The organism is Helcococcus sueciensis DSM 17243, assembly GCF_000423145.1.
GTDB classification, from domain to species: domain Bacteria; phylum Bacillota; class Clostridia; order Tissierellales; family Peptoniphilaceae; genus Helcococcus; species Helcococcus sueciensis.
Window position 1 is genome coordinate 50,903 of the sequence record NZ_AUHK01000003.1, and the last position, 18,990, is coordinate 69,892.

Annotated in this window: 17 protein-coding genes; all 17 read right to left on the reverse strand. The window is 28.8% G+C overall.

Annotated elements, in window-relative coordinates; all coding sequences use genetic code 11:
* Positions 1 to 7: 7 nt before the first annotated feature.
* The 17 genes from G534_RS0101610 to G534_RS0101695 all read right to left on the reverse strand — a co-directional run bounded on the left by G534_RS0101610 (position 8) and on the right by G534_RS0101695 (position 18,945).
* Positions 8 to 871, reverse strand: coding sequence for a type II secretion system F family protein (locus tag G534_RS0101610; protein ID WP_027347560.1), 864 nt, complete (start codon positions 869 to 871; stop codon positions 8 to 10).
* Positions 872 to 1,570, reverse strand: a complete 699-nt coding sequence (locus tag G534_RS0101615; RefSeq protein WP_027347561.1) for a type II secretion system F family protein — start codon at positions 1,568 to 1,570, stop codon at positions 872 to 874. It lies immediately after the preceding gene.
* Positions 1,563 to 2,741, reverse strand: coding sequence for a TadA family conjugal transfer-associated ATPase (locus G534_RS07615; protein ID WP_034595840.1), 1,179 nt, complete (start codon positions 2,739 to 2,741; stop codon positions 1,563 to 1,565). The genes G534_RS0101615 and G534_RS07615 overlap by 8 nt, the downstream gene beginning before the upstream one ends.
* Positions 2,720 to 3,556: a hypothetical protein gene (locus G534_RS0101625; protein WP_027347562.1), complete on the reverse strand. Its 837-nt coding sequence runs from the start codon at positions 3,554 to 3,556 to the stop codon at positions 2,720 to 2,722. Before G534_RS0101625 ends, G534_RS07615 begins: the two co-directional genes overlap by 22 nt.
* A 143-nt stretch (positions 3,557 to 3,699) precedes the next feature.
* The gene (gene rsgA, locus G534_RS0101630; protein WP_027347563.1) at positions 3,700 to 4,713 is read right to left on the reverse strand and encodes a ribosome small subunit-dependent GTPase A; all 1,014 of its coding nucleotides are present in this window, start codon (positions 4,711 to 4,713) and stop codon (positions 3,700 to 3,702) included.
* 502 nt (positions 4,714 to 5,215) lie between these two features.
* Positions 5,216 to 6,610, reverse strand: a complete 1,395-nt coding sequence (locus G534_RS0101640; RefSeq protein ID WP_027347564.1) for a GntP family permease — start codon at positions 6,608 to 6,610, stop codon at positions 5,216 to 5,218.
* A gap of 8 nt (positions 6,611 to 6,618) precedes the next feature.
* Positions 6,619 to 7,614 carry a 4-hydroxythreonine-4-phosphate dehydrogenase PdxA gene (gene pdxA / locus G534_RS0101645; protein ID WP_027347565.1) on the reverse strand — a complete coding sequence of 332 codons (996 nt, stop codon included), beginning with the start codon at positions 7,612 to 7,614 and terminating at the stop codon, positions 6,619 to 6,621.
* Positions 7,615 to 8,898: a four-carbon acid sugar kinase family protein gene (locus tag G534_RS0101650; protein WP_027347566.1), complete on the reverse strand. Its 1,284-nt coding sequence runs from the start codon at positions 8,896 to 8,898 to the stop codon at positions 7,615 to 7,617.
* Positions 8,895 to 9,638 (reverse strand): DeoR/GlpR family DNA-binding transcription regulator, encoded by a 744-nt coding sequence (locus G534_RS07620; RefSeq protein ID WP_027347567.1) that lies wholly within the window; start codon positions 9,636 to 9,638, stop codon positions 8,895 to 8,897. Before G534_RS07620 ends, G534_RS0101650 begins: the two co-directional genes overlap by 4 nt.
* A 319-nt stretch (positions 9,639 to 9,957) precedes the next feature.
* Positions 9,958 to 10,575, reverse strand: coding sequence for a thymidine kinase (locus tag G534_RS0101660; protein ID WP_027347568.1), 618 nt, complete (start codon positions 10,573 to 10,575; stop codon positions 9,958 to 9,960).
* A 124-nt stretch (positions 10,576 to 10,699) separates the two neighbouring features.
* Positions 10,700 to 11,899: an elongation factor Tu gene (tuf, locus tag G534_RS0101665; protein WP_027347569.1), complete on the reverse strand. Its 1,200-nt coding sequence runs from the start codon at positions 11,897 to 11,899 to the stop codon at positions 10,700 to 10,702.
* Positions 11,900 to 11,919: 20 nt separating this feature from the next.
* A complete protein-coding gene (gene fusA / locus G534_RS0101670) occupies positions 11,920 to 14,013 on the reverse strand; it encodes an elongation factor G (protein ID WP_027347570.1) in 2,094 nt (697 codons plus the stop codon).
* A 21-nt stretch (positions 14,014 to 14,034) separates the two neighbouring features.
* Positions 14,035 to 14,505 carry a 30S ribosomal protein S7 gene (rpsG, locus tag G534_RS0101675; protein WP_027347571.1) on the reverse strand — a complete coding sequence of 157 codons (471 nt, stop codon included), beginning with the start codon at positions 14,503 to 14,505 and terminating at the stop codon, positions 14,035 to 14,037.
* Positions 14,506 to 14,622: 117 nt separating this feature from the next.
* Entirely contained in the window at positions 14,623 to 15,030 is a 408-nt protein-coding gene (rpsL, locus tag G534_RS0101680; protein WP_027347572.1) for a 30S ribosomal protein S12, read from the reverse strand.
* Positions 15,031 to 15,247: 217 nt separating this feature from the next.
* Positions 15,248 to 16,603 (reverse strand): ABC transporter permease, encoded by a 1,356-nt coding sequence (locus G534_RS08320; RefSeq protein ID WP_051177373.1) that lies wholly within the window; start codon positions 16,601 to 16,603, stop codon positions 15,248 to 15,250.
* Entirely contained in the window at positions 16,596 to 18,239 is a 1,644-nt protein-coding gene (locus G534_RS08325) for a COG1361 S-layer family protein (RefSeq protein WP_051177374.1), read from the reverse strand. The genes G534_RS08320 and G534_RS08325 overlap by 8 nt, the downstream gene beginning before the upstream one ends.
* Positions 18,229 to 18,945: an ABC transporter ATP-binding protein gene (locus G534_RS0101695; protein WP_027347573.1), complete on the reverse strand. Its 717-nt coding sequence runs from the start codon at positions 18,943 to 18,945 to the stop codon at positions 18,229 to 18,231. The genes G534_RS08325 and G534_RS0101695 overlap by 11 nt, the downstream gene beginning before the upstream one ends.
* Positions 18,946 to 18,990: the final 45 nt, after the last annotated feature.

Sequence of the window (18,990 nt, forward strand, 5' to 3'; positions counted from 1 at the left end):
TATTCTCCTATAAAATATTTAAAATAATTGGTACCATTATCATCAACATTATTCCCAAAAATACCATAATATTAGGAATTAAAAGTTTTCTATTTGCTTCTTGAGTTCTAATAATTATATGATTTTTTCTAAATTCATCACTCTCCTTTCTTAATAAATCGAGAGAATCAGTGATATTACCACTACCTTTTTCTAAATTTTGTAACAAAATAGATAAAAATTTTCGTATTAATATATCATCAGTTCTAGAAATCATTAAATTGTAAGCTTCATTCTCACTTAATCCATTTGATACCATAGTATTAATTCTATTTAAATATGAATTTTTTTCTTCTTTTTCATAATTTGAAACTATATTTATACATTCTCTTGTTGGTATACCTGATTGAATCAATAAACTAATTCTTGAAATAATATTGGGTAAATCATTTTTGATTGAATTTTTATATTTTGTATATTTTAATTTTATTTCAAAATCAAAATATAAATTTATAAAAATGGTAAAAATAAGAATTAAAAGAAATATAATAAAGTTGTTTATAATTGGATAAATCATTAAATTAATACTTGTAAGATAAAATGAGTATGCTATTTTTTTAGATGCAAAATATGTGATATTGTAGTTTAAAATCAAATCTCCAAATTGATTCCTAAGAATTATTTTTAATTTTGTATTAATTAAACGATTGGCTATTTTTTGATTTTTATATAAGTATTCAAAAAATGGTGCTATATATTTATATTCTATTCCTACATTTACAGAAAGTCTTTCTTCAATTTTTTTTATACTTTTATTATTTTTTAAATTATAAAAATTTAATCCTAAAAGCATAAAGATTGAAATTATTGAAAATATGTATTTAATTTCCATCTATATCTCCATATTCACTATTTTTTCACCTAATACAAACGAAAATAAAAGCACTATAAATACCGGAATTCTCACTATATAATCTGCAAAAGTAATTTTTTCATTAATACTTGTATTTAACATTAAAATTATCACTAAAGGAAGAATTATCATTATTAAGAATTCTTTTTTTGAATTGTTCACAATAGTGCTAATCTCTAATTCAAGCGCAATATTTTGAGTTAAAGCATCTTTACTTATATTTGAAATTTTAAAAATATCAATCCCTGAGTTAATAGCTATAATTAAGCTATCAATAAATATTGATACTTCTTCTAATTCAGTTTTTCTTTCAAATATTCTAAGACTATCCTCTATTGATTTTCCATTATCTATATCTATAAGTAACTCTTCCAAATATATAACAATGAAATTATCTTCATTAAACAGAGTTTTTAATTCGTTATGTGTATTTCTAAGAGAAATCAATAAATTATTTCCAGCCAAAATATTTGTATTAAATAAATCAAGAAATTCTCTAAATATTATTCTTTTTTGTTTTATATCTTTATCATTAAATAAATTTATTATAATAGTTGAAAACTTAATAGAAATAATCGGAGAAATTATTATAGAAATTAAAATTTGATTAAAAAAAACTTGTAGATAAACAAAAAATATAATTGTTGAAATAATAAAGGCTTTTAATTTGTTATTCAAAATTTTCCTCCAATTTATATTTATTAATAATCTCTCCAACTTTAACTAAAGCATTTGAAGAAGCATTATACTCATATATTGGATTTAGCACAGTGTCACCATTTTTATCTTGAATAATTTCAACTATTTCAGTAATTTTTCTAGTATTTTTTATTTTTTTTAAGTAAATAATGATTTCAATAGATGAATTAATCAATCTTTTTACAGCTTCTAAAGGAATATCATCACCAGCTCTTAAAACCATAGTTTCTAGGCGTGAAATCATATCCCTTGACGAATTAGCATGAACAGTTGAAAGAGAACCTTGATGCCCCGTATTCATGCTCTGAAGCATATCTAATGTTTCATCCGCTCTTACCTCACCAACTATGATTCTATCCGGTCTCATTCTTAGAGAGTTTTTAATCAAATCCTTCATAGTAATATTTCCACCGTGAGATACATTTGCTTCTCTAGATTGTAAAGAAATTAAATTTTGTAAGTCTATTTTCAATTCCCTAGAATCTTCTATGGTGATAATTCTTTCAGATTTATTAATGAAATTAGTTAAAGCACCAAGTAATGTTGTTTTTCCAGATGATGTTCCACCTCCAATCATAATATTGTATTTAGATTTAATAATTACTTCTAAAAAATCATAAACTTCTTTATCGAATAATCCCATATTCATTAAATCGTCAATTGTATAATTTTCATTTGAAAACTTTCTAATGGTTACCGCTGGATTATCCTTAGAAATAGGATTTAGTACTATATTTACTCTTGATCCATCATAAATTCTGGCATCTACAATAGGTTTTGATGTATTCACTTCTCTACCAACTTCTGATACTATTTTTTGAATTATTCTTTCATATTCGGAGTTATCTTTGAATTTATAAATTGATTTATACATTTCTCCATCTTTTTCCAAATAAATTTCATCATATGCATTTATCATTATTTCATTTATTTGATTATCTTCTAAAAGTCTTTCTATTATCCCTAGTCCTCGAATTTCATAAAATATATCTTTAGTTAACTCCGTAACATAATCGATATCTACTTCGTCATTATAATCTATAATATAATCAATTATTTTATTTTGAATATATGTTTTTAACTGGTTATCACTTAAAAATCTTATTTCATCTTGATTGATACTTTCTCTTATTTCTTCTGAATTAAACATATATATTTTGTGAATTCTTCTAATTTATCGAAGAAATCTTCTCCCTTCATAGATTTTATTTTTAAAGATTTTTTAGACTCATTTATTGAATATATATATTTATTTTCTAAAATTTTATTTAAAAATTCTTGCATACTAACTATATACTCTTCATCACTAATTTGTTTCACGTTATAAATTACTAAATCTGAATTTTCTACAATATACATATTTTTATTCGAGATAGTAAATGTAAGGTCAATAAAAATATAATCAAAGTTTAGTGTTTTTATAGTATTCATCACTTTTTTATAGTATTCATCTTTGTTTATTTCAATCGGAAGTTTAGATGCTGATAAATAAGAAAAATTTAAGAAGGAATTTGTAGATATATTTGTTTCATAATTAGAAAATATAAGATTATCAATGGTTATTTCATTTGATTCATAATATTTATAAAAATAATTAAAATTTATAACTAATTTTTTCTTTTCTTTAGGAAATGAATCATATATTTGTCTGACCATATCGTTGTAATTCGATAAATAAGAAAGGTTCAGTATCGAAATTATTAAAGGAACTTTTTCGCTTTCCTTTTTCTTTTGAACAATCTTATCTATAAGCTCTTTTATCTTATCTATACTTTTATATTTAAGATCATCATTATATAGACTTACACATATAATATCTAAGGATTTATCAGTAATTAATAAATTTTTATTATCATATTGATCATAAGATTTTATAATTGTTGAATTAATTTTATAATATTTTTTTAAATTTTTTGCTAATTGTTTTGCATACATTTTATCTTCAATTAATATCTCTATATCCATTACATTTACCACCTCTAAATTATATTATCATGTTTTAAAAAATAAAAACCGCCAACATTGTTACATTTTATTAACATCCCAATAAGTTTAGATTTTATTATACAAAAAAAGAGTAGAATTAACTCTACTCTTTTTATCTAAAACTACCTTCTTTTAGAATTTTTCTTGATTTCATTTTTTTTATTTTTCTTATCTAAAAATTTATTAATTTTAAATTCTCTTTCTTTATTTCTCAAATATCTTTCATACAGTTCTTGTGACAATTCACCATTTTTAATAGCCTGATGAATTGCGCATCCTGGCTCTGTTTCATGTTTGCAATCATTAAATTTGCAATTTGATGATAGTTCATTTATATGATTAAATAAGACATCGTCATTAATTTCTCTATTTGTAGATATGCCTTTAAATCCTGGTGTATCAATAATGTATGAATTAGTCTTGGTAGAATAATAGATATTTGAAGATGTAGTTGTGTGTTTTCCTTTCCCATCACTTCTAACATCTTGAGTTTCTATCGTTTTATTATCTAACAAATAATTAATCAATGTAGATTTACCAGCACCAGATGAACCCACAAATATTGCAGTTTCTTCTTGATTAAATAATTTTATAATATCATTCATACTATTTTCATCATAGATTGATGAGCTATAAATCTTAATATTAGGATAAACATTTTTTATCTCGCTTACTATTTTATCTGCTTTTTCTTTAATATCAGATTTTGAAATAATTACTTTAGTTTCATCTACCATACTACTAAATGTCAGCAAATATCTTTCAAATTTTGAAAGTGTAAATCTTTGATCTGCTGCAACTAGTATAAATAATTGATTAACATTTGCAGCTAGATTTTGCTCATTTTCATTAAATAAATAGTTCTTCTTTGTTGTATTAGAAGCCTTCGTAATAAGCGATATTCTTTCAAAATTCCTTAGAATAAAGTGTTCATCGTTAAATTTTGTTATTTCTACAAAGTCTCCAATAATATAATCTTCATTTTTAGAATCAATATTTATTTTTAGATAATCTGTAAATTCATTTGCTAGATCAAAATAATTTATTGTTCTATTTATAATTCTGTAAATATTCTTCACAGATGTGTCAAGTTTTCTTTTTTCAAAATATTTGTTTATACCGTAATCTATTTTCATTAATACCTCTTTCTTTCATAAATTGACAATACATTTGAATGAATAAAAGAGTTATGAAAAATTAAAAATAAAAAAAGTTCTTCCTAAAAAGAACTCTTTCATGTTATTTGTTAATAATCTAATTACTTTGTAAATTTACTAGTCACAGAAGAATATAGTTTAACAAAATTATTTATAACATTTAAGTCTTGAATTTGTTCTTTATCATTTAATGTATTGTATAATTTCATTTCTTTATCCTCCTTTTTTAATTTCTAATTTAATAATACAGGATTGTAAGTGATAATTCAAATTGTAGTAAAACATTATATACCATATCTATATTACAGTATTTATAAATCTATTAGAAACAGTTTTAACTTTCATATTCTTTCTTCTCTATATTAGATTAATAGATTCTAATAATTACATCTACATAAAATAAAACTAACTTTTTTTTACAAAAAAAATCTGCCAAGAATTAACTCAGCAGATTTTATCTATATTAATATTAAAATTCTCCCTATCCAAATAAAGCATTAACGATTAATAGTGTGATAAAGCCTACTGCCCATGCTATTGTGGATGTAATTGAATAACCTCTGATTTGTTCTTTAGCGTCATCAATACCTATTGTTCTATTTACAACCCAAAAGAACGAATCGTTAAAGTATGAGAAGAACATTGAACCAATACATGCTGATAATGTTGCAAATGTTGGGTCTACACCTAGTGATGTAGTTATAGGTGCTGCGATTGATGCCGCTGTTAGCATAGCTACTGTTCCAGAACCTTGAATAAATCTAATTATTGTAGCAATTATAAATGGAAGTATAATAGCTGGAATATTCGTTTTAGCTATTGTTTCTGCTATTTGTGTACCAACACCTGAATTTGTCAACACTCTACCTAAAGCTCCACCACCACCTGTTACAAGAATGATGATACCAGCTGATTGAATACCTTTCTCAAATACATGCATAGTTTCTTTTCTTGTAAGATTTCCTGTTAAGGTAAATATAGCAATTAATAAACCGATACCTACTGCAACAATTGGAGTTCCAAGGAATATAAAGAATTGTTGAATACTGTTTGCCTCAACACCAGATGTTTTTACAATTGCAGCAATTATTGTATTTATAAGAATTAATATAATAGGAACAATAATTGGTATAAATGATACTAGAGTTGAAGGCATTTCTTCCTTATCAAAACTTTTTATAACATTACTGCTTACATATTCTTGTTTTTCTGGTCTTACCCAACCACCATCTTCACTTGGTAATTGGTAGACTTTTTTACCATAATATTTAGCATATGTTAGTGTTGCAAGCATCATAGGTATTGCAATAACAATTCCCCATAAAATTACTAAACCAACATTTGCTTCAAAAATACCTGCCGCTCCTACTGGACCTGGTGTTGGTGGTACTACTGAGTGAGTAATTACTAAACCAGATGCCAAAGCTAAACCTATAGAAACTATTGATTTTCCAGTACTTGATGAAAGTGCTTTCGCAATTGGTGCAAGAATAATAAATCCTGAATCACAGAATATTGGTATTGAAACTAAAAATCCTGTAATTGACATTGCAATTTCTTCTTTTCCTTGTCCTAAAATTTTTAAGAATGTATATGCCATCCTTTTTGCTGCATTTGATTCCTCAAAAATTTGTCCCATCATCACACCAAAGCCAATAATTATACCAATACTTCCTAACGTACCTCCGAATCCATCGGTTATACTAGTCAGTATTAAATCATAAGGCATACCACCTGCAAGCCCAATAAAAATAGCAGCTATAATTAACGCTAAGAATGTATGGATTTTTGTTTTTACTATCATTGCAATTAATAGTACCAAACCTATTATTAAAGCAATAATCATTCTATCACTGTTTAAAACTAAACCTTCCATATTATCTCCTATTCTTTTCTAAACTTATAACCATATTTTGCCGCCAATCTTACAGCTTCTACCATACTAACTTCTGATGCTGTGTTCTTACCAGCGTGATTGTAAGCAGTACCATGGTCAACAGAGGTTCTTAAGAATGGCATTGAATTTGTCAATGAAATAGTCTTCATGAAATCATATGTTTTTGTAGCTATATGACCTTGGTCGTGATATAAAGATAAAACCGCGCCGTATCTTCCATCTAAACCTAAAGCAAAGATTGAATCAGCTCCTATTGGCCCTATTACATCATATCCTTGTCTTTGCGCTTCTTCTATAGCTGGCATGATTTCATCAACTTCTTCCCATCCAAATAATCCATGTTCTCCAGAGTGAGGATTTAATCCAGCAACCGCAATTGGACCTTCTACACCCAATACTTTTAATGCTTCTGTACATCTCTTAATATAATCTAAAACTCTATCGTATTTTACTAAGTCGATAGCTTCTCTTAATGATACATGTCTTGATAAGAAGAATACTCTTAAATCGTCAACTTCAAACATAGTAAGTGGATCTTTAACTTTAGAAATATCTTCAAACATTTCAGTATGTCCGATATATGGAACATCTGCAGCTCTTAATGATTCTTTATTAATTGGTGATGTAGCAACAGAGTCAACTTTTCCTTCCATTGCTAGTTCTCCCGCTTTCATAATGTATTTGTATGAAGCTTCACCACATTTAGCATCTACTACACCATATTCATAATCTTCAGTGATAATTCCTAGATTTATTAAATCTATTGTTCCATATTCAAATTTTGCTTCTGAAACATCTTCAATTTCATTAATTTCAAAGTTTAAACCCGTAACTTCCATAGCTTTTTCAACTACAAATCTATCTCCAACCAATACCATTTCTGCTGTTTCATATAATTCTTTTTTATCATAAGTTTTTAAAACGATTTCTGGACCTATTCCAGCTGGGTCACCTAAAGTTATTGCAATAATTGATTTTTTCATTTAATCCTCCAATTTTAATATTCTTTCTACACATTCTACCATTGCGTTTTCGTTTCCTACCATTCCACCTTTACTTACAACTTTCAATCCTGGATAAAGTCCACCAATTAGTCTTCCATATGCTGCTAAAGGCATTACTTCATCTTTTATTTCTATTCCTATGCTTAAAACCTCCTCCGCCAATGCTACTGTTATATCTCCACCAGATGAAAAGACACCTGAAAATGATTTGTTATTTTCCAATACATTTTTTGCAATATTTGCCAAACCTCTAGATAGAATCAATGAGATATCATCTACAGTTATCCCTTTCTCTTTAGATATGGATTTCAAATCTAATCTTTCATCGATATGATCGGGTGTTGTAGTAATTATTATCAAATCTGCATTTTCTAAGTTTTCTTTTACCTCTTCTGTGCAACGATTCAACTCTTCTTCAATAGTTTTCATACTCAATAACGAATACGGATTGACATCTACCTGATAGTAATTAGTTTGTTGCTTTAATTTTTTCAGTTGATCAATTGTAATTTGAGTAACAGAACCAATTACCGCTAAAGCTTTAGTAGAAATGCTTGAGCTTTTGTAAATAATATTTGTCAATTCCTTAGTAAATGGACCTGGGTCAACTGCTATGAAATCTATTTTTGAGTCAAGCGTAGCTTCTGCTATTTCCTTTATATGTTCATTGTTAATTGAATCAAATATCAATAAATCATAATCTTTGCTATACTCTTTTATTAATTCAACTAGATTTTCTTTTCCTTTTTCAATTTCATTTATGGAAATCGATTTAATCCTTCCGTCATAATCTTTCTTGAAATTCTCGTCTACGAAGTTACTCACAACAGGCATTTTCGGGTCTTTTCCAGCATCCGTATTTAAGAGTAAATTACCATTTACAAATAGTCTTCCGTCAACTACTATTCTTCCAGAATCAGGATATGATGGAACACATATACCTATAGTTTTTTTGTCAAAACTATCTTGATATGCTTGTAATTCAGTTCCCAAATTACCTCTTAATGTAGAGTCAATTCTCTTTGAATAAAGACAAATATCATGATTATTAAATAATTTCAGTTTATTAGATACTTCTCTATACGCTTGTGATTTAGTCATCGCTCTAGAATCTGTTGTTGTTGCAATGACATCTATATTTTCAGGAATTTGTTGTGCATTCGTCCCTAAAAAACTTGCCGCTCTTAATCCAATTTTTTTCATCAAGGAGCAGTTTGCATTTGCACCTGTTAAATCATCTGCTATGATCAATACTTTTTTCATAAATACCCCTGCTTTTCTAACATATTATTCAATTCTCCGTTTTGCTTATCAGTGAGAATATAATCAAAATCTTTTATCTTATAATAGCTATATAGTCCGTCCTTCTTATATTTAGAACTATCGCTAATCAAAACTCTAATCTTTGAGTTATCTAGCATTTTTGATTTTATTCTAGCCTTCAAATTGTTCGTAGAATAAACATTTTTATCATCAAATGCATCAGTACCTGCAAAACAAATATCTGCATGAATATTTTCAATTAAGTTATATCCGTCAATGCTCAATAATGTCAAAGTATTTTGTTCTAACAATCCTCCAACTAAATAAGTATTAACATTACTATACTTTGCAAGTTCATATGCTAAGTTCAAATCATAGGTAATGACTGTAATTCCTTCATATTTAACTATTTCTTCAACAAGGGCCAAACTAGTAGTCCCTGCATCTAAAAATATATCTAAATTGTTTTTCAGAAGTTTATTAGCTTTTTCTGCTATTATTTGCTTTAAGTCAATATTGTCAATTTTCTTTTCTGCATAACTTAAAGTCTTAACATGTTTTGTTAAACTAACTGCACCACCAAAATTTCTTTTTAAAAAATCTCTTTCTTCTAATACAGTTAAATCTTTTCTTACAGTCACTTCAGAAACACCCATTTCTTCAGCAAGTTCTGTAACTTTAACTCTGCCTTTTTCTGTTATTTTGTTTAAAATATGTGAATATCTATCTTCAGTAAACATAGAGCGCCCTTTCGATTAGTTTCTTTTATAAACAAATAATATCCATACGAATGATTATTGTCAAGAAAACATTGTCGTAAGGTTTCGAATTATTACAAATTTGAGATATTATTTCGATTTGATAAATCTGTTTCGATTTTAAAAAAGATTTAAAAAAAATAAATAGAGATATTATGTCTTTAAATATTGAAAATTAGATATTCTTTCTTAAGTAAGATATAGACAATATGTTAACATAAAAAAAAGAGTAGGTTTCGATTTCCTACTCTAATAAATCTATTTATTTACACTATCTAAAAAAAAATATTTTATAATTCCTCTAAAACGACAACTGGTCTTTACCCATTCTTCTAGCTTCTTCTTCTTTTCTTTCAAAGTAACATTTTGCACACATTGACTCATATTCAACTTTATGCTCACCATCTATGGCTACCTGTTCACCTTCAAATACGAATATGCCATCTATTTTTCTACCATTAAATACAGCTTTTCTACCACATCTACAAATAGTTTTTAATTCTTCAATTGTATGAGCTACTAACAATAATCTTTGAGCTCCTTCAAATCCTTCGGTCTGAAAGTCAGTTCTAAGACCATAGCAGATAACTGGAATATTTTTAAGTACTGCTATTTTCATAAGTTGATCTATCTGATCAGCTGTTAAAAATTGTACTTCATCAACTAAAACACAAGATATTTTCTCTCCATTTTGGATTTTAGTAAAATTCTCAAAAATATCATCATCTCTTTTAACCATATAATCAACTTTTCTAGTAACACCAAGTCTTGAGACTAATTTGTCATCACCTTTAGAATCAATTGCAGGCTTTAGAATTCTGACATTCATTCCTCTCTCTTCATAATTATAGGCAACTTGCATAAGTACTGTAGATTTCCCAGAATTCATTGCCCCATATCTAAAATATAATTTCGCCATTTCTCACCTCTACCTTATATTATATATAAATACACTTGGATAGTAAAATTTGATTTTGTTTTTACATAAAAAAATATCTGCTGAATCAATCAGCAGATATTTTAATTTCCGAATATTTATTTTACTATTCTATAATTTTTGTTACAACACCTGATGCAACTGTTCTACCACCTTCACGAATAGCGAATCTTAATCCTTCTTCGATAGCGATTGGTTGAATTAAAGTGATTGTAAATGTAGCGTTGTCTCCTGGCATAACCATTTCAACACCTTCAGGTAATGCAATATCACCTGTTACGTCAGTTGTTCTTAGGTAAAATTGTGGTCTATATCCTGAGAAGAATGGAGTATGTCTACCACCTTCTTCTTTAGTTAATACGTAAACTTCACCTTCAAATTTTGTATGAGGTTTGATTGAACCTGGTTTAGCTAATACTTGTCCTCTTTCGATATCATCTCTTGTTACACCTCTTAATAGTGCACCGATGTTATCTCCAGCTTCAGCTAAATCTAATTGTTTTCTAAACATTTCTACCCCAGTTACAACTACTGTAGATGGTTGATCAGTTAATCCAACGATTTCTACGTTATCACCAACTTTAACAACTCCTCTTTCTACTCTACCTGTAGCTACTGTACCTCTACCTGTGATTGAGAATACGTCTTCTACTGGCATTAAGAATGGTTTTTCAGTATCTCTTTCTGGTGTAGGAATCCATTCGTCAACATTTTTCATTAATTCTTGAATCTTTAATGACCATGGTCCGTCTGGATCAGTTTCTTCTAATGCTTTTAATGCTGAACCTACTACGAATGGTGTTTCATCTCCATCATATTCGTATTCAGATAACATATCTCTAACTTCCATTTCTACTAATTCAATTAGTTCTGGATCGTCAACTTGGTCTTCTTTGTTTAAGAATACAACCATTCTTGGAACCCCTACCTGTCTTGCTAATAGGATGTGTTCTCTTGTTTGTGGCATTGGACCATCAGCTGCAGATACGATTAAGATAGCACCGTCCATTTGAGCAGCACCAGTAATCATGTTCTTGATGTAGTCCGCGTGACCTGGTGTGTCTACGTGTGCGTAGTGTCTATTTTCTGTTTCGTATTCAACGTGTGATGCGTTGATGGTTATACCTCTTGCTCTTTCTTCTGGAGCTTTATCGATATTTGCATAGTCAACAAATTCACCAGTACCATATTTTTGATTAAGTACTTTTGTGATAGCTGCTGTAGTTGTTGTCTTACCGTGGTCAACGTGACCAATTGTACCAACGTTTACGTGTGGTTTCGCTTTAACAAATTTTTCTTTAGCCATTTTTTCCTCCTAAAAATTTATTATGACTTTTTACCTTCCAATACTTGTTCTTTTATACTTTGTGGAACTTGTTCATAATGGTCAAATTGCATTGAATAAGTTGCACGTCCTTGAGTAGCTGATCTTAATGATGTTGCATAACCAAACATTTCTGATAGTGGTATAAATGCATCTACTATTTGAACACCTTCTCTAGTGCTCATACCATCAACTCTACCTCTTCTGGAAGAAACATCTCCCATTACGTCTCCAAGATATTCTTCTGGAGTTACAATTTCTACTTTTTCAATTGGTTCTAATAAAGCTGGACCCGCTTTTTCAACAGCATCTCTAAGTCCCATTGAACCTGCAATTTGGAATGCCATTTCTGATGAGTCAACTTCGTGGTATGAACCATCATATAAAGTAACTATAATATCTAATAGTGGATATCCTGCTAATACTCCTGCATCACAAGCTTCTCTAACACCTTTTTCAACAGATCCGATGTATTCTCTAGGAACAACACCACCGACAATAGCATCGATAAATTCAACACCTTTGCCTGGTTCATTAGGTTGAATTTTCAATCTTACATGACCGTATTGACCACGACCACCAGATTGACGTACAAATTTACCTTCACCTTCTGCTTCTTTAGTTATAGATTCTCTATATGATACTTGTGGATTACCAACATTTGCTTCTACTTTGAATTCTCTTAATAATCTATCTACGATAATTTCTAAGTGTAATTCACCCATACCAGCAATTATTGTTTGTCCAGTTTCCACATTTGAATAAGTCTTAAATGTAGGATCTTCTTCAGCTAATTTTCCTAAAGCAATACCCATCTTTTCTTGAGAAGCTTTTGTTTTAGGTTCAATAGCTACAGATATAACTGGTTCTGGGAATTCCATGTTTTCTAATATAATTGGTTTATCTTGATCACATAGTGTATCCCCTGTAGTTGTATCTTTTAGACCGATTGCTGCAGCAATATTACCAGCAGAAATTTCTGTTAATTCATTTCTTTGGTTTGAGTGCATTTCAATTATACGGCCTAATCTTTCTCTTTTACCTTTTGTTGAGTTATACACATATGATCCTGATTCAATATGTCCTGAATATACTCTGAAATATGTTAATTTACCAACATATGGATCTGCAACAACTTTAAAAGCAAGTGCTGCAAATGGTTCATTGATATCAGGTTTTCTTTCAGATTCAACTTTTTCTTCTTCTTCAGTCTTAGTTGGTAATGTACCTTTAATAGCTGGAATATCTAAAGGAGATGGTAAATAATCTACCATTGCATCTATTAAAGATTGTACCCCTCTATTTTTGTACGCTGATCCACAAAGAACTGGATAAATATTTCTATTTATAGTTGCTTTTCTTATAGCTTCTTTTAATTCATCAGAATTGATTTCTTCCCCTTCTAGGAATTTCATCATAATGTCTTCATCTGATTCAGCTATAGTTTCTAAAAGTTTTTCTCTGTATTCTTGAGCTAATTCTAATTGTTCTGCAGGAATTTCAACTTCTTTCATTGATACTCCTGTTTCATCATCTGCATCATATACTACAGCGTCCATTTTAACTAAATCGATAATTCCTCTAAAATCATGAGCATTACCTATTGGTAATTCTATAGGAACTGCATTAGCTTTTAATTTGTCTCTGATAGTATTTACTGCCATTATATAATCTGCACCTGTAGCATCCATTTTATTGATAAAACAGATTCTTGGTACACCATATTTGTCTGCTTGTCTCCAAACTGTTTCAGATTGTGGTTCTACACCGCTCTTAGCATCAAATAATGCTACAGAACCATCAAGAACTCTAAGAGATCTTTCTACTTCTACTGTAAAGTCAACGTGACCCGGAGTATCGATTATATTAATCTTATGATTTTTCCAGTATGTTGTTGTTGCAGCTGAAGCAATTGTGATACCTCTTTCTTTTTCCTGATCCATGGAGTCCATTATTGCAGTACCATCGTGTGTATCACCCATCTTATGGATTTTACCTGAATAGAATAATATTCTTTCAGTTACTGTAGTTTTACCAGCATCAATGTGAGCCATTATCCCAACATTTCTAATTTTTTCTAAACTAATATCTGGCACTTTTCACTCCTTAATAATTAACTAATATCTGAAATGTGCAAAAGCTCTATTAGCTTCAGCCATTCTGTGCATTTCTTCTTTTCTCTTAACACTTGAACCAGTATTGTTAGCTGCATCCATAATTTCTTTACTTAATCTTTCTACCATGGTTTTTTCTCCTCTATTTCTTGAGAATCCAACTAACCATCTTAAAGCTAAAGTTTGTCTTCTTGCAGGTCTAACTTCCATTGGTACTTGATATGTTGCACCACCAATTCTTCTAGCTTTAACTTCTAGAAGTGGCATAACATTGTTTAAAGCTTTTTGAAAAACTTCTAATGCATCTTCACCTGTTGCTTCTGCAACTTTTTCAAATGCGCCGTAAACAATTTTCTCAGCAACACCTTTTTTACCGTCAAGCATTACATTGTTTATAAGCTTTGTTACTACCTTATCTCCATATATTGGATCTGGTAGAACGTCTCTTTTTGGAACGCTATTCTTTCTTGGCACTTTTCTTCCCTCCTTACCATAAAAAATAATTCATTGGTACTCGATTTTACTCGATAAGTGCTTGTTGATATATAAATCTAAACAAAAGCACTCTTATTTATTTAACTTTGTTAGATACTAAGCCTTCTTAGCACCATATTTAGATCTAGCTTGTTTTCTTCCTGAAACACCAGCTGTATCCAATGCTCCTCTAACGATATGGTATCTAACCCCTGGTAAGTCTTTTACTCTACCACCTCTTATAAGTACAACAGAGTGTTCTTGTAAGTTATGTCCGATACCTGGAATATATGATAGAACTTCAGCACCATTTGTTAATCTTACTCTGGCAACTTTACGTAAAGCTGAGTTAGGTTTCTTAGGTGTTACTGTACGTACTGATGTAGCAACTCCTCTCTTTTGTGGAGAATTACTTTTAGTATTTCTCTTTTTAAGAGTATTATAATTGTAACCTAACGCTGGAGTATTAGATTTTTTACTTTCGCTCTTTCTACTATTCCTAATTAGTTGGTTAATTGTAGGCATACCGTTCCCCCTTTCCTTTAGATTTATATATCAACAAGTAGTTGATTTCAATGAATAGCTGAAAATTGACGCAATTATCCATTGACTTAATTATTTTAACATTAGATATATTTAATGTCAAGTATTGTAATTATCTTGATTTATTATTTTTAGATATTTTTTTCTAACTATAAAAAAAATGATTCATCTAAATGAATCACTTTTTTTTTATATTAAATTATCCTGTCCTTATCGCTTCAATAGCTGATAATTTAGTTGCCTTTTTAGCTGGTAAATATCCAGATACTAAACCAATAAATGCTGAAAACACTAAAGCAAGTACTGGCAGCCAAATTGGTAAATAGCTTATTCCTTTAAATGCTCCAGGAGGAGTAAACTCTTGAAAATTATTTTGATAAAAATTATTAATTAATATCGAAGAACCAAATGATATTATTACACCAATTATTCCCCCGATAATACTTATTGACATAGCTTCAAATAAAAACATTCTTCTTATATATTTTATTTGAGCTCCTATTACTTTCATAACCCCGATTTCTTTAGTTCTTTCTTGAATAGACATAAGCATTGTATTTGTTATACCAATTGCTGCTACAAATAAAGCTATAGATCCTATACCCCCAAATACCGCTTGAACTAAAAGCATTTGTCCCTTTTGACCTTCTATCAACTCTTGATTTGAATATCCTTCGAGTTTATATTCTTCTTTTATGGTATCAAACACTTCTTTTACATTGTTTAAATTGTCAACCGTTACTTCAGCTTGTGAATAAGTAATCTTCGTATTTTTCTTTTTATTATTATTTGTAGGCTTATCATCAGGATTTAAATTTTTTTCAATTTTCTTTTTAATTTCTTCAATTTTTTTAGCTGTATCTCTTGAAACATAAATGGCGTTTTCACGTAATCCTTCTGCATTTTCTAAAGTTCCTGCAAATTTCATTTTGTATTCTTCGTATGTTTTTCCTGATACTTGACCCGTTACCCTATCTTCTATATTCTTTTCGCCTATTCCTATAAATACCTTTTCTCTTTGCCAATCAAAATCAGAAACCGGCTCCATATTACCACTTTTTTTATCGAATTTTACAACTTCAACCTGTTTACCTACTACAAATTCTCCTGCTTTTAGATCCTTTAAAGATATACCATTTTCAGTTTTAATATCTTTAGTTATATATTCTTTTGGAAATACTTGAATATCTGCAAATAATTCAATATTTTTAGTTTTAAATTGAAATCTGTCATTTAACGTTTCTACTGGAAGAACTGATTTTACATGTTTCATTTTTTCTATTTTTTTCAGAATCTCATCGGTTATTATACCTGTCGTCGGTTTAGATTCTGAACTTTCTGGATCTATGTAATTTGTTGAGTAAAGCGTAATCGTATTAAAAGCTCCTTGAGACTCTATAAAAGATTCTTGTTGTTTTTGAAACCCAAAACCAATTGAAAGCATTAAAATTATTGAAACAGCTCCTATCACAACAGATAAAACTGTTAAAAAAGTTCTCGATTTTCTTCTAAACAAATTACTAAAAGCTAATTTAAATAAATCAATATTACTCATTTAAATCTAAAAATTCTTGTTCTTTTTTATTTTTTGATCGACGACGCACAAAAAATGTAATTGCTATTATTAATATAGCTACTCCAATCCAAAGTGATGGTCTTTGATATAGTGGTGTTTGATTCATATTATCATCTTCAATTATTTGCCCTTCTTCTGGAGTAAATCCAGGATCTACTATATCGCTTTCTCCTTGAACTTCTGATTTAAAAGGAACTTCTTCTCTATGTTCTTTTCCTGTTGAATCTTCATATGTTATTACAACATTACCTTCTATAGTTCCACTTTTACTTGGAACTATTTCTGTATTAAAACTATCTGATGAACCTGGAGTGAAATTTCCTACAAAATATCTTTGATTTCCACTTATTGTAAAATCTTTACCTTCTACCGTAACCATAAATGTTGTTAAAGCATCTTTCCCTATATTGTAGAAATCCATGCTTAAATTGATTGGTTGCCCATCAACTCCTTCCGAAACTGATACATCACCATATAATACTTTTGATGTTTGAACCACAGGAATACCAATAATCTCACTAGCAGTGTATTCATTTCCATCTGCATCTTCATATTCAAATTTGATTTCCATAGAATAATTTTGTGCTTGAACATTTGGAGATGTCTTAAGTGTTATTTCTTTTGTATCATAACTTTCTGAATATATTCTTCCAATGTAAAAAGTATTTGAGGAGTTTACCGGTGTAAAAACTGATCCAGATGACTGTTCACCATTTGCTCCAACCGTTGAACTTGAACCATTTAATGTTATTTTAATATTCCTTACTGATTTTTCATAATTTGTGTTATAAAAAGTAAGATTTAATTTAAATTCTTCTCCAGCCTTTACCATTTCAGGTGTTAATGTATAATTTGAAACTATTAATTTTGGTTTATTCTTTACAGATACCAATTGTTCGCCATCATCTGGTCTTATTGTTTCTTCTCCCATATCATAATCTCCTATGCTATTCTCTCCAGTATTAGATTCATTTTCTGGATTATTTATATTTTCTTTTTCTGTTTCCTTTATTTTTTCTTTTTCCGTTTCCTTTGGTTTCTCTTTTTCTGTTTCTTTTTCAGCAACAGAATCTCTTTTTAATGATAATATGCTTTCAATAAGTTTTTTATCTATATCATCCGAAAATATGATATTTACTTTTTTATTTTCAATATTCATCAATAAATTTGAATTTGTAGTTGAAAATAAATCTGAATCTTTTTGTTTTAACAATATATTTGATTTAAAATTAGTGGTAATTAAATTTTGATTTCCATCTATTCTATTCAATAAAATTTTTGAAGAAATATTATCTGAAGTAAAAAACTTCGAAATATCTTGTTTCATCTTTATTTTTGATACTAAATAATTATTTCCTGATTTTAATTTATTTTCTAAGTATCCTTTTTGAATTGGATATTCAATATTTTCTAAAGACTTACTTTCATCATATAATTTTAAATCAATACTTTTAAAGTCTATTTCACTAGTAGATTTATTAGATATATCTGTTATTAAAAGATATTCTTTATCTATTCTTAAATCGTCTTCTTTAACAATAGATTTACTATCTAAGTCATAGAGAAAAGTTTTTATTTTTAATTTATTTAATATTTCTATTCCATTATCTTCCATTAACATTCTCCTTGACTGAAGTATTGTGAGCAATTCTTTCTATTTGTCCATCTCTCATATGAAAAAGTCTGTCTGCATATTCTGTCATCTCTTCATCATGTGTTACTATAATTACAGTTTGATTATTTTCTTTAGATATTTTTTTAATTAAATCCATAATCTCGTAACTTGTATGTGTATCTAAATTTCCTGTTGGTTCATCCGCAAATACAATTTTTGGATTTCCTACAAAAGCTCTTGCAATTGCTACTCTTTGCTGTTGACCACCTGATAATTGATTAGGTTTATGATAAAGTCTCTCTTTTAATCCAACTTTAATCAATATTTCTTTAGCCATTTTTTCTCTTTTTTTCTTTTCTACACCCTTAAACATCAACCCAAGACTTACATTCTCTAAAGAGTTTAATGTTGGTATTAAATTATAAGTCTGAAACACGAATCCTACATTTAAACTTCTAAATAGTGTAATTTGTGATTCGCTAAGTTTTTCAAGATGTATATTTTTAACTATTATTTCACCCTTATCAGGTTTTTCAAGTCCTGCTAATGCATTTAATAATGTTGATTTTCCTGAACCCGATGGTCCAAGCAAACAAATCATTTCTCCCTCATTAACACTCAAATTTATACCATTCAAAGCGTGAACTTTTTCGCTACCCATAGTGTAGATTTTATGTAAATTATTCACTTTTATAAGCTCTGACATATCTACCTCCAGATAGATTAATCTTCAATTATTAATATTTTAGCA